Consider the following 12,579-nt stretch of genomic DNA (forward strand, 5'->3'; position numbering starts at 1 on the left):
GGCTTTTGGCTTTTGGCTTTTGGCTTTTGGCTTTTGGCTTTTGGCTTTTGGCTTTTGGCTTTTGGCTTTTGGCTTTTTCTATAACCTAAAAAATCCTGCAAATAGCAGGATTTTTTGAGTTTTATATTCTCTATTAAGGAGAGCTAACAAGCTTACATTGCTGCATCAATAGCATCTGTGTACACTTTTTTAGGAGAAACCCCTACTTGTCTACTTACTATCTCACCATCTTTAAATACTAATACAGTAGGTATATTACGAACACCGTATTTAGCCGCAAATTCTTGGTTAGCATCTACATCTACCTTACCAACAACTGCTTTACCATCATACTCTGCGCTTACCTCATCTATGATAGGACCTACCATTCTACAAGGACCACACCAAGCTGCCCAAAAATCTACTACTACTGGTTTATCGCTTTTTAAAACTACTTCGTCAAAAGTAGCATCTGTTATTTCTAATGCCATGTTTTTTTATTTTTATAAATATTACACAAACTTAGTCAATTTTTATTCCTTTTCCTTACTAACGTAATATACCTTTTTCCTATTGCGATATTAGTAAAATTTATAGTTTTAATTAATTTTATATTTTACTTCCTGCTCTTCTAGTGCGGCTAATAACTCCGTTGTAATTTGCACTTTTTGTTTCCTTGGCGATAAATTAATCTTTATTTTCTCTTCCATTTCGTACACTATAAAATTTAAAGAATGTGTTCCTGTGAAAGAACCAATGGTGTCTTTTAATTGCACTACGTTTTCTTCCTTTAATTGCGCCACATCTAATTTTATAGTTAGTTTTTTAGCGTAGGTTTCCATAACTTCTTGCAATAACATAAAACTATTAAATTGCATTCTTGGGTCTCCTTTTTTACCTGTTTCCCTATTCGTCCAACCATCTTTTACAAAGATTTTTACATATGCAAAAGAGTTTACCATTAAAAAGTGCCTAAACTTTAAATACTCTTCTCCAAAAACACGAAACTCAAAAGAATCCATATAGTCCTCCATGGTGAACATTGCCCAACCTTTTCCATTTTTAGATACCCTATGTTGCACATCGGTAATAACCCCTGCAAAAGAAATTTCCCTATTCACATAGGATGGCAAATCATTAAAACAAGCAATGGTCCCATTCGTAAAAGCTTTAATTTCAGACTTAAAATCGTCCAAAGGGTGTCCTGATATATATATACCAACCACTTCTTTTTCTCTACGAAGTTTTTCCATAGTTCCCCATTCTTCACAAGGCGGTACTATAGGTTCTGGTATTTGCGCTTCACTTACTCCTCCAAACATATCCATCTGAGAAGAGTTCTGGTTTTCTTGATATTTGGAACCCGATTTTATTACCTTTTCTAAAAAAGTACCTCCATCCCCTTCGGTATGAAAATATTGCGCTCTATGGGTTTCTCCAAAAGAATCGAAACCACCAGCTACTGCTAAACTTTCAAATGCTTTTTTGTTAGATGCTCTTAAGTCTATACGCTTTGCCATGTCAAAAACCGACTTATAAGGTCCGTCTTCTTTTCTATTCTCTACAATTGTTTCTACAGCACCTCGCCCCACTCCTTTTACAGCTCCCATGCCAAAACGTACCGCACCAGCATCGTTAACCGCAAATTTATAATAGGATTCATTTACATCTGGCCCTAATACATCTAGTCCCATACGTTTACATTCTTCCATAAAGAAGGTAACCTGCTTAATATCATTCATATTATTGGACAATACCGCTGCCATATATTCCGCAGGGTAATGCGCCTTACAATAGGCTGTTTGGTATGCTATCCACGCATAACAAGTAGAGTGACTTTTATTAAAAGCATAAGCCGCAAATGCTTCCCAATCTTTCCAAATTTTCTCTAGCTTATCCTTCGCATGTCCTTTTTCTGAAGCTTGTTCTATAAACTTGGGCTTCATTTTATCTAGAACGTGCTTCTGCTTTTTACCCATTGCTTTACGCAAAACATCGGCTTCACCTTTGGTAAAATCTGCCAACTTTTGCGAAAGGAGCATTACTTGCTCTTGGTATACTGTAATCCCATAGGTTTCTGCTAAATATTCTTCACAAGCATCTAAATCATATATAATCTCCTCGGTACCGTGTTTACGAGCAATAAAACTTGGAATATATTCCATTGGCCCAGGACGGTACAAAGCGTTCATAGCAATTAAATCTGCAAATACGGTAGGTTTTAAAGACCTCATGTGTTTTTGCATTCCGGGAGATTCATATTGGAATACCCCTACGGTTTCTCCTCTTTGAAAAAGTTCGTAGGTTTTTTCATCATCAAGCGGAAAGTTCTCTGGATCTAACTCTATACCATGCTTTGCTTTTACAATTTTAACAGTATCCTTAATTAAGGTTAATGTTTTTAACCCCAAAAAATCCATTTTTAGTAAACCTGCATCTTCTACTACCGAGTTGTCAAACTGAGTACAATACATCTCGGAATCCTTAGCCAAAGCTACCGGAACAAATTTGGTAATATCATCTGGCGTAATAATTACACCACAAGCGTGTATACCTGTATTACGAACAGAACCCTCTAAAACATAGGCCTGATTTAAAGTCTCGGACTCCAAACCATCTCCCTCAGAAATTGCTAAAAGCTCATTTACCTTTATAAGCTCCTCACTATTAAATTTCTTTTTAAGCGTAGCCTCATCTACTCCAATTATCTTCTTAAGCTTAGACATATTAGGAATGAGCTTTGCCATACGGTCAGAATCCATCAAAGGCAAATCTAACGCACGAGCGGTATCACGAATAGAAGATTTTGCCGCCATGGTACCATAGGTAATAATCTGCGCCACTTGGTTGGAGCCATATTTATCAATTACATAGTCCATTACACGCCCACGACCTTCATCATCAAAATCAATATCAATATCGGGCATAGACACACGATCCGGATTTAAGAAACGCTCAAAAAGAAGATCGTATTTAATAGGGTCTAAATTGGTAATCCATAAACAATAGGCAACTGCAGATCCAGCAGCAGAACCACGGCCTGGCCCTACGGATACATCCATATCACGAGCGGCACGTATAAAATCTTCCACAATTAAAAAGTACCCAGGATATCCTGTTTTTTCAATTACCTGAAGCTCAAAATCTAAACGCTCATCAATCTCTGGTGTAATTTCGCCATATCTTATTTTAGCACCTTCATAGGTTAAATGCCTTAAAAATTTATTTTCTCCTCGCTTACCACCATCTAACTCATCTTCTTTAAATTGAAATTCTTCAGGAATATCAAAAGCAGGTAATAATACATCACGAGCAAGGGTATACGTTTCTACCTTATCTATTACTTCCTGAATATTTATAATAGCTTCTGGAACATCTTTAAAGAGCTCCTTCATTTCTTTAGAAGGTTTAAAATAATATTCCTGATTAGGTAACCCGTATCTATACCCACGACCACGACCTATTGGCGTAGCTTGTTTTTCTCCATCTTTTACACAGAGTAAAATATCATGTGCATGGGCATTTTCTTTTTCTGCGTAATAAGTATTGTTAGAGGCTATTAGTTTTACATTATGTTTTTTAGCAAATTGTATTAACACTTGGTTTACACGGTCTTCATCTTCCTGACCATGACGCATTAATTCTATGTACAAGTCGTCTCCAAAAGTATCTTTCCACCATAGCAAAGCTTCTTCTGCCTGGTTCTCTCCTACATTTAGAACCTTGCTTGGAACTTCTCCGTACAGGTTTCCAGTTAGAACAATTATATCTTCTTTGTACTGTTCTATTACTTTTTTATCTATTCTAGGTACATAATATTTCCCATCTACAAAGGCAATAGAAGACATTTTTGCTAAATTGTGATACCCATTTTTGTTTTTGGCCAACATAACTATTTGGTAGCCGTTATCTTTTTGGGTTTTATCTTTATGATCCTCACAAACCTGAAATTCACAACCTACAATAGGTATAATTTCTTTTTCGGGAACAAACTCATGCAAAGGTTCTTCGCCTTCTTCTAAACGATTTTCTTGTGTAGCTTCATACCGTATTTCATTAGCATCATTTCTAGATTTTACACCCTTATTATGATTAAGAACTCCATTCACAAAATGAAAAGCCCCCATCATATTCGCATGATCCGTCATTGCAACCGCTGGCATATTCATTTTTGCTGCTGCTTTTACTAAATCCGAAACACTAATGGTAGATTGTAATATAGAAAACTGGGTATGGTTATGTAAATGTGCAAATTCTGCATTCTCAAGAGATGCTAAATTTTCTTTTATTTCTTCTTCAGAAACGCCGCCAGTATCTTTTTCCCAAAGTGCATCTGCAATTTTTTTAGATGCTTTTTTTAGGTTGATGTGCTTAAGACCAATTAATTCAATTGGTTGCGGATTAGCCTCATTAAAATTCTTAAAATAATCTGGCGTAACATCTAATTGCTCAATGGTATATTGCTGCTTACGAATAAGCTCTAAAAAACAACGGGTAGTGGCCTCAACATCGGCAGTAGCATTGTGTGCTTCTCCAAAAGGCTCTCCAAATAAAAACTGATGCAATTCTGTTAGCGTTGGCAACTTAAACTTACCGCCACGACCTCCAGGAATTTGACAAAGACTTGCTGTATGCTCCGTACAAGTATCTAAAACAGGAAGCTCTTGTAATGGATTTTCTACTCCTAAACGGTGAAATTCTGCTCCCATGATATTCACATCGAACCCAACATTCTGCCCGACTATAAATTTAGTCTTAGACATTGCAATATTAAATTTCTCTAAAACCTCTGCTAAAGAAATACCATTTTGCGCTGCTAATTCTGTAGAAATACCATGTATTTTTTCGGCATCGTATGGTATATTAAACCCTTCTGGTTTTACCAAATAATCCTGACTCTCTACAAGCCTTCCCATTTCATCATGAATTTGCCAAGCTATTTGTATACAGCGAGGCCAGTTGTCTGTGTCCGTAATAGGAGCATTCCAACGTTTAGGTAATCCGGTAGTTTCGGTGTCAAAAATAAGGTACATAGAGTGTTGGGTTTCAGAAAAAATAAGTAGATAAAAATACGCAAAGTTAGGTTTCTATTTATCACTATATCATTTAAGTTATCAACGAATGTTTAATCATTTTAATAAAAATCTATAATTATAAAATCATAGCGAAACCGTTAGTTTAGTTTTTTTCTAAAGCCAAATCCCAAAAAAACACAGTAATCGCAACAGCTCACTAAAAATAGAGGGAATTTCCCTCTTAAAATATTTTGTTTTGTCTGTTTTTTTTTTTTGATTTTTGAAGAAATAACTTACGATATTTTTAAAAAAAATAAATTTCTAAAACTAGAAAAATGAAAAAAATAAAGAAGAACTGTAAAACTCTTGCAACATTTCTATCAATCACATTACTATTTGGAACCTATACATCTTGTTCAAAGAATATTGAGACTTCGAACAAGATTAATAAATTAGACCTCATAAGCGGGGAAGATATTTTTAGAGGTTTATTTTTTTTAGAAGGTGACTTTGTTGAAGAAATACCTACATTATATCAACAAAAAATTAATAATGATGCTTTATTAGAAAGCCCCATAACACTATCTAGTGTTGAAGGAAAAGGGATTACCTCAAATATTGAATTAAAAGAACACATTAAAAATTTTAGAGACAGCATAATTAACCAAGTTAAAGAAATAGACCCAACAATATTTAATGATATAAAAAATAGTATCAAGAATGGGAATGTTGATGAATTAGATAATAAAATTCGACACGCCGCTGGAACATTAAACACAGCTTTAATTCAAAATGAATCTGTTGCTGAAGGTGCCAAAATTGTAGATTTAGCATATAAAGAAGGTAACATTGACCCTAAAAAATATGATTTAACTAAAGCTGAAGGCATTGAAAAATATAATAATGACATTTTAAATTTTGTTAAAACACAAGATATTAAAGGTAGTGGAAAGCTTCAAGAACAATCTGGAGTTTTATTTGTATGGCTTGTAGTTGCTTATCTACTTGTCGCTGCTGCTGCTTATCTGGTATTAGCAATTGGTGGCGGAGTATTATTTTTTATCGGTGGCGGAATTTATGTTGAGATATATAATTACTGGGGAGGTGATCCAAATGAAATTCCAATAGTAGAGGAAAGTGAAACAAATTTCACATATAATTCAATGTTATCTGAAACAATAATATATGGACAAGGAACTTATTAAAAATGCAATTTGATAAAATCTACATTTTAAAGTTAGCTACTACTTTAATAGTGGTAGCTAGCATCCTCTATTTAATCATTAGCACTCAAGACAAACATGTATTAAGTAGTTCTATAAATCCTCATTTTTATCAATTCAATCGTACAGTTTTCATGGAATCTTTTGGTTTTTTTACAAAAAGTCCAAAAAATGATAAAGAATATGATTTGTATTATATGTCTGAAAATAAGTTTACTAAATTAAATTTACGTAATAATTCTTATTATAATTTCTTAGGTCTATCGAGAAAAAATAGAGTAAGATTAATCGAAATGGGTAAACTAGTAAAAAAAATTGACAAAGAATTTTGGCAAGATTCAAATTCTATTTTATTCAAAAAAAATATTATAAATAAAAAAAACAAATCTAATTTTAAAAGAATACGTCTTAATGTCAAAACACTAAAATATGGAAAATATATAATATGTGAAACAACACCCATACCATGGGAATTTAATAATATAAAAAATACTAATGAATTAAAATATTCCTTAATTGAAATTATTACAGAAAAAAAATAACAATCTATTTTTTAGTGAACTTAATCCTTTTACTTGGGTTTATGGTTTAGGAAGAACTTTAATTGCGTTATCTTTATTGATTACTTTTGTTTTTACTGACGTAAATATATTGTTTGATTCTAACATAATAAATAGTCTTGGAGAATCTAATTTATTGCATAATCGTATTAATTTATTTGGAATAATAGGATATGAAAACCTTTACTGGTCGAAAATAATTGTAATTCTTATCTTAATATTAGTTATGTTAGGTACTTTTCCAAGAATAACAGGTATTTTTCACTTTTGGGTATTTCATAGTTTTCATAATGCGTGTATATATCTTGATGGTGGAGATCAAATCGGAACAATATTAACTGCTTTATTAATACCTATAACTTTATTAGACTCAAGAAATAATCATTGGAAAAAATCAAATAGTAAACCAAAAGATTTTACTATGTTTTTAGGCAGACTTTTTTTTATCATTATTTCTGTTCAAATAGCATTTATATACTTTCATACCGGTATTGAAAAAATATACAAACTTAACGAATGGGTAGATGGCACTGCAATGTATTACATATTACAAGGGAAATACTTTGGCTTAAACAATTTATTAATAGAACTGATTTCTCCATTTTTAAAATCAAAATATATATATTTCTTAACTTGGTGGGTAATTCTATCCCACCTTACATTATCTTTTGCTCTATTTTTAAAAAGAAATGATAAAATTATATTTTTCTTATTGGGAATCACACTTCATATAGGTATAGCGATTTTAATGGGATTATATAGTTTTAGCTTAGTCATGTTAGGAGCTCTTGTTCTATACCTGTTACCTTTTAATTTAAAAAAAATATCATGGTAAAAACAAATTATAAAGAAGTTCAATATCACAAAAGTATAATAGTTATATTTATGAGCTTATTGATTTTAACAGCATTACTATTTATTCTAAAAATGGGGAGTCCTGGCAAGCTATTGACCTTGAACTCCTTTTTGTTTTTTCAATTTATTTGTATTATGATTTTAGGTTTATTTTATAAAATGGAAATTAAAATAATTGATAATATATTATCGATTTCTTTTGGAATAGGATTGATTCAAAAAAAAATAAATCTTTTTAACATAAAAGAAGACTCTATTAAAATAAAAAATATTCCTTTTTACTATGGAACGGGTATACGTTTTACTAAACACGGAACACTATATAATACCTCTTCAGGGAAAGCAGTTTCTTTTACTTTAAAAGAAAATAAACGCTTTTTAATTGGATCTAATAATACATCTGAATTAATAAATAAGTTAAGAGATTTTTAATATCTAAATTCCCATGAAAATTTATATTGATTTAGCTCGCAAGGGTCTACAGGATACAATTGCATGGGAGAATTTATCTCCCTCTGAAAAAAAAAGAGTAAAAAAGACTATCAGATCACATAAATCGAATGGAAACAAAGAATGTAAATAAAAAACTATGAAACTTATACTTTTAATTCCGCTATTATATTTTGGGTTCTATTCTCCAAATGTTCAAAAAATAGAAGTTGCGCATTTAAAATTCTCAGCAGAAAATAATTTAAATAAAAAATATTATGATTCCCGAGGAAAAATAAATTTTATAATACAAAATGAGCACTTCATATCTATAGTAAAAGGAATAAAAATCTCTAGTTCTCAAATAAATGAAATAAAGTTCCAATCAATAACTGATATTACAAACATAGAAAATGATATCCGACAGAAATATATTGACAAAGGAGAAAAAAAAGGTCAAATTAAAATAATTTCCAAAGACGATGTATTTAATCAAATTTATGTTTATGAAAAAGAAAACGCAACGGAATGGTGTAGATATACAGTTAAATGGATAGACGAAATAAAAAATTAATACTAACCGCAAAAAAGAACTGAGGTAAAAAACAATTAAAATTTTATTAACTAAAGAGAGGTTACTTCTAAAATCTATATATGATGAAGCTTTCAAAAATTTTATTGACTTTTACATTATTATTACTTTTAATAAGCTGTTCTACCACTAAAAGAAAATTAATTCCAACAGCAAACAAAGGTGGGTATTTATTGAACTTAAACACTAATCTTAACCTGTCAGAGAAAAATATCACCGGGAGAGTATTTGACATTAAAACCAATGCGTTATTAGGAGGTATTGAATTAACCGTTGGGTGTAAAAAAACTCAAACTAATACGAATGGTGAATTCTCTTTTAAATTAAAAGAATTTAGCAATGGTGCTTTATTTATAAAAGCATCAGGTATTGGCTATAAAATTGTAGAAACTGATTTCATAAATATGAAAAACAAAAACATTCTAAACATTGACTTCTATTTAGCTGAGGACGATAGACCCTTCATTAATTGTCAGTAAAATAAAAACAAACCATAATAACGAAATTGTATGAAACCATAACCTACCTATCTAAAGCTAATAAATATTTTTTTATTAACTAGGAAGATGTATATTTGCACCCGCTTATAACTAAGCGAATTATAAAAGAATTAATAATCAAGGGTCGGGCACCCTACAAATTAATGTGATATGCCAGTAAAAATTAGATTACAAAGACACGGTAAAAAAGGGAAACCATTCTATTGGGTTGTTGCTGCAGACGCAAGAGCAAAAAGAGATGGTAAATACTTAGAAAAATTAGGAACATACAATCCTAATACTAACCCAGCTACCATTGACCTTAATGTAGATGGTTCTGTAAAATGGTTACAGAATGGAGCACAACCTACTGATACTGCTAGAGCAATTTTATCTTATAGAGGTGTACTATTAAAGCACCACCTTTTAGGAGGAGTTCGTAAAGGAGCATTAACAGAAGAGCAAGCAGAAGAAAAATTTGCTGCGTGGTTATCTGAAAAAGAACAGTCTGTTGCTGCTAAAGTAAGCGGATTAGATAAAGTTAAAGCGGACGAAAAAGCTAAAGCTTTAGCTGCTGAAAAAGAAGTAAATGAGAAGCGTGCTGCCGAAGCTGCTGCTGCTTTATTACCAGAAGTAGAAGAAGTTGCCGAAGAGGCTGCCGCGGAAGCACCTGCAGAAACTACTGAAGAAGTAGAAGCTGCTCCTGCTGCATCTACAGAAGAAGAATAGATTAAATAAAGACGCTATGCAGAAGGAAGAATGTTTCTACTTAGGCAAAATCGTCTCTAAATATAGTTTTAAGGGAGAAGTACTAGTTAAACTAGATACAGATGACCCTGAAACCTACGAAAACATGGAATCAGTGTTTGTTTCTTTAGGAAACAATCTGGTTCCATTTTTTATTGATAAATGTCGCTTACATAAATCTAACTTACTACGTATAGATTTTGAAGAGGTAAAAACAGAATCGGATGCAGACCGAATTATGGGGTCTAAATTGTATTTACCACTTACCATGCTTCCTAAATTATCTGGAAACAAATTTTATTTTCACGAAATAATAGGTTTTACTGTTCAGGATTCTGTTCACGGAGACATAGGAACAGTAACTGGAGTAAATGACACTACTTCGCAAGCTCTTTTTGAAATAGAAAAAGAAGACAAACAAATTCTTATTCCTATACGTGATGAGATTATCACAAAACTAGATAGAGAAACCAAAACTATCTTTGTAACTACACCAGAAGGTCTCGTAGATTTATATCTCCAATAATAAAAATCAAAATAAAAAATTCCAAATTCCAAAAAATGAAAACTAAAAAAGTTTATGATTTAGAAGAAAGGAATTTTATATGAACAAGCCATTCTCATTTAAGCAATTTACAATAGAGCAAGACCGCTGTGCTATGAAAATAGGAACTGATGGCGTTTTACTTGGCGCTTGGACAGCAATCCAAGACAACACATATAATATCTTAGATATTGGATCTGGAACAGGTATAATTGCCTTAATGCTAGCACAACGCAGTATTGCAGACACTATAGAAGCTATAGAATTAGATGGCGATGCATTTGAGCAATGCACAGAAAATTTTGAGAACTCGCCTTGGGGAGACCGTCTTTTTTGTTTTCATGCAGGGTTTGATGAGTTTGTAGATGAGTATACAGAAGAAGAACCTGATGAATCTGAACTATACAATTTAATAGTTTCTAACCCTCCTTTTTATAGTGAAGAAGTTACAAGTGGCAATAGCGCAAGAGATTCTGCAAGACAAAATACCTCTTTACCTTTTGATGAACTCTTAGAAGGAGTCTCCAAACTATTAACCAAAAAAGGGTCTTTTTCTACTATTATACCCTTTAAAGAAGAAGTTAATTTTACTGAAATTGCAAAAGAATTTAACTTATTCCCAAAAAGAATTACTAGAGTTAAAGGAAACCCAGAAACCGAAATAAAACGAAGTTTATTAGAGCTTACCTTTACCCAAACAGAAACTGTAATAGATGCCTTAATAATTGAAAAAGAAAGACATGTATACACTAATGCTTATAAAGAGTTGACTAAAGATTTTTATTTAAAAATGTAACTCAAGTCAATTGTAATGTTATATTTCTTTATTTATCTTTGAGAGAAATCCTTGGCATTATGAAACCCGATTTATTTGAAGCTCCTGATTATTATAATTTAGACGATTTACTTTCCGAAGAACATATTTTAATTCGTGATACTGCACGCCAATGGGTAAAAAGAGAAGTTTCTCCTATTATTGAAGATTATGCTCAAAAAGCCGAGTTTCCAAAACAAATTATAAATGGGCTTGCAGAAATAGGTGCATTTGGCCCTTACATTCCTATGGAATATGGCGGCGCGGGATTAGACCAAATTAGTTACGGATTAATAATGCAAGAAATAGAGCGCGGAGATAGTGGCGTACGTTCTACCGCATCTGTACAATCTTCTTTAGTAATGTACCCTATATTTGCTTATGGAACTGAAGATCAGCGAAAAAAATACCTCCCAAAATTAGCTTCTGGAGAAATAATGGGTTGCTTTGGCTTAACAGAACCTAACCACGGATCTAACCCAAATGGTATGGAAACTAAATATAAAGATATGGGGGATCATTACCTTTTAAATGGCGCTAAACTTTGGATTTCTAATTCGCCCTTTGCAGATATTGCTGTAGTATGGGCAAAAAATGAAGAGGGTAGAATTCACGGTCTAATTGTGGAACGCGGCATGGAGGGTTTCTCTACCCCTACCACACACAACAAATGGTCCTTACGAGCATCTGCTACCGGAGAGTTAATTTTTGATAACGTAAAGGTTCCTAAAGAAAATTTACTTCCAAACAAGTCTGGCTTAGGAGCGCCACTAGGTTGCTTAGATTCTGCTCGTTATGGTATTTCTTGGGGAGCAATTGGCGCCGCAATGGATTGTTACAATACGGCTTTGCGCTACGCAAAAGAACGCATACAATTTGGAAAACCTATAGCTGCTACCCAATTGCAGCAAAAGAAATTAGCAGAGATGATTACCGAAATAACTAAAGCACAATTACTTGCTTTTAGACTTGGGCAATTAAAAAACGAAGGAAAAGCGACAACAGCACAAATATCTATGGCAAAGCGCAATAATGTAGATATGGCTTTAAAAATAGCAAGAGAAGCCAGGCAGGTTTTAGGAGCAATGGGTATTAGTGGAGAATATAGCATAATGCGCCATATGATGAATTTAGAAAGCGTAATTACCTATGAAGGCACCCATGATATACATTTACTAATTACTGGCGCGGACATTACAGGTTTACCTGCATTTAAGTAAACTACCTCGGGGCAAGCCCACGAGGCATTAGAAGGAAAATTAGCATTGATTTCGACGCAAGCGTCGGAGCATTTAAATCTCGATTATCGAGTAAAGACTTATATAACCTAAGCCTCATATTA

General features: G+C 32.8%; 12 protein-coding genes. 10 read left to right on the forward strand and 2 right to left on the reverse strand.

Annotated elements, in window-relative coordinates:
* Nucleotides 1–152: 152 nt before the first annotated feature.
* Together trxA and dnaE are read right to left on the reverse strand one after the other, a co-directional pair.
* Nucleotides 153–470 carry a thioredoxin gene (trxA, locus tag Q0945_RS02135; protein ID WP_298474376.1) on the reverse strand — a complete coding sequence of 106 codons (318 nt, stop codon included), beginning with the start codon at nucleotides 468–470 and terminating at the stop codon, nucleotides 153–155.
* A 108-nt stretch (nucleotides 471–578) separates the two neighbouring features.
* On the reverse strand, nucleotides 579–5,012 hold the full coding sequence (gene dnaE / locus Q0945_RS02140; protein ID WP_299430321.1) for a DNA polymerase III subunit alpha: 4,434 nt from the start codon (nucleotides 5,010–5,012) through the stop codon (nucleotides 579–581).
* A 317-nt stretch (nucleotides 5,013–5,329) separates the two neighbouring features.
* On the opposite strand from dnaE, the gene Q0945_RS02145 reads away from it, so the two are divergent.
* From Q0945_RS02145 to Q0945_RS02190, 10 genes are all read left to right on the forward strand, one after another.
* Nucleotides 5,330–6,199, forward strand: coding sequence for a hypothetical protein (locus Q0945_RS02145; RefSeq protein WP_299430323.1), 870 nt, complete (start codon nucleotides 5,330–5,332; stop codon nucleotides 6,197–6,199).
* Nucleotides 6,200–6,201: 2 nt separating this feature from the next.
* Complete coding sequence (locus Q0945_RS02150) at nucleotides 6,202–6,759, forward strand: SdpA family antimicrobial peptide system protein (RefSeq protein WP_299430325.1); 558 nt, start codon at nucleotides 6,202–6,204, stop codon at nucleotides 6,757–6,759.
* Nucleotides 6,734–7,612 (forward strand): sporulation-delaying protein SdpB family protein, encoded by an 879-nt coding sequence (locus Q0945_RS02155; protein ID WP_299430327.1) that lies wholly within the window; start codon nucleotides 6,734–6,736, stop codon nucleotides 7,610–7,612. The genes Q0945_RS02150 and Q0945_RS02155 overlap by 26 nt, the downstream gene beginning before the upstream one ends.
* Nucleotides 7,606–8,064 (forward strand): hypothetical protein, encoded by a 459-nt coding sequence (locus Q0945_RS02160; protein ID WP_299430329.1) that lies wholly within the window; start codon nucleotides 7,606–7,608, stop codon nucleotides 8,062–8,064. Before Q0945_RS02155 ends, Q0945_RS02160 begins: the two co-directional genes overlap by 7 nt.
* Before the next feature lie 157 nt (nucleotides 8,065–8,221).
* The gene (locus Q0945_RS02165; protein ID WP_299430331.1) at nucleotides 8,222–8,635 is read left to right on the forward strand and encodes a hypothetical protein; all 414 of its coding nucleotides are present in this window, start codon (nucleotides 8,222–8,224) and stop codon (nucleotides 8,633–8,635) included.
* Between the two features lie 80 nt (nucleotides 8,636–8,715).
* Nucleotides 8,716–9,132: a carboxypeptidase-like regulatory domain-containing protein gene (locus Q0945_RS02170; RefSeq protein WP_299430333.1), complete on the forward strand. Its 417-nt coding sequence runs from the start codon at nucleotides 8,716–8,718 to the stop codon at nucleotides 9,130–9,132.
* A 171-nt stretch (nucleotides 9,133–9,303) separates the two neighbouring features.
* The gene (locus Q0945_RS02175) at nucleotides 9,304–9,861 is read left to right on the forward strand and encodes a 30S ribosomal protein S16 (protein ID WP_298484755.1); all 558 of its coding nucleotides are present in this window, start codon (nucleotides 9,304–9,306) and stop codon (nucleotides 9,859–9,861) included.
* A gap of 16 nt (nucleotides 9,862–9,877) precedes the next feature.
* On the forward strand, nucleotides 9,878–10,405 hold the full coding sequence (gene rimM / locus Q0945_RS02180; RefSeq protein ID WP_299430335.1) for a ribosome maturation factor RimM: 528 nt from the start codon (nucleotides 9,878–9,880) through the stop codon (nucleotides 10,403–10,405).
* A gap of 79 nt (nucleotides 10,406–10,484) precedes the next feature.
* On the forward strand, nucleotides 10,485–11,219 hold the full coding sequence (locus tag Q0945_RS02185) for a methyltransferase (RefSeq protein ID WP_299430337.1): 735 nt from the start codon (nucleotides 10,485–10,487) through the stop codon (nucleotides 11,217–11,219).
* Nucleotides 11,220–11,278: 59 nt separating this feature from the next.
* Nucleotides 11,279–12,457 (forward strand): acyl-CoA dehydrogenase family protein, encoded by a 1,179-nt coding sequence (locus tag Q0945_RS02190; protein ID WP_299430339.1) that lies wholly within the window; start codon nucleotides 11,279–11,281, stop codon nucleotides 12,455–12,457.
* The last annotated feature ends 122 nt before the right edge of the window (nucleotides 12,458–12,579 follow it).

It is taken from the genome of uncultured Maribacter sp. (genome assembly GCF_947500405.1).
In the GTDB taxonomy this organism is placed as follows: Bacteria; Bacteroidota; Bacteroidia; order Flavobacteriales; family Flavobacteriaceae; genus Maribacter_B.

Excerpts from the sequence above, each read along its gene's own strand:
- trxA (WP_298474376.1), bottom strand. The coding sequence starts at position 470 with ATGGCATTAGAAATAACAGATGCTACTTTTGACGAAGTAGTTTTAAAA.
- dnaE (WP_299430321.1), bottom strand. The coding sequence starts at position 5,012 with ATGTACCTTATTTTTGACACCGAAACTACCGGATTACCTAAACGTTGG.
- Q0945_RS02145 (WP_299430323.1), top strand. The coding sequence starts at position 5,330 with ATGAAAAAAATAAAGAAGAACTGTAAAACTCTTGCAACATTTCTATCA.
- Q0945_RS02150 (WP_299430325.1), top strand. The coding sequence starts at position 6,202 with ATGCAATTTGATAAAATCTACATTTTAAAGTTAGCTACTACTTTAATA.
- Q0945_RS02160 (WP_299430329.1), top strand. The coding sequence starts at position 7,606 with ATGGTAAAAACAAATTATAAAGAAGTTCAATATCACAAAAGTATAATA.
- Q0945_RS02165 (WP_299430331.1), top strand. The coding sequence starts at position 8,222 with ATGAAACTTATACTTTTAATTCCGCTATTATATTTTGGGTTCTATTCT.
- Q0945_RS02170 (WP_299430333.1), top strand. The coding sequence starts at position 8,716 with ATGATGAAGCTTTCAAAAATTTTATTGACTTTTACATTATTATTACTT.
- Q0945_RS02175 (WP_298484755.1), top strand. The coding sequence starts at position 9,304 with ATGCCAGTAAAAATTAGATTACAAAGACACGGTAAAAAAGGGAAACCA.
- rimM (WP_299430335.1), top strand. The coding sequence starts at position 9,878 with ATGCAGAAGGAAGAATGTTTCTACTTAGGCAAAATCGTCTCTAAATAT.
- Q0945_RS02185 (WP_299430337.1), top strand. The coding sequence starts at position 10,485 with ATGAACAAGCCATTCTCATTTAAGCAATTTACAATAGAGCAAGACCGC.
- Q0945_RS02190 (WP_299430339.1), top strand. The coding sequence starts at position 11,279 with ATGAAACCCGATTTATTTGAAGCTCCTGATTATTATAATTTAGACGAT.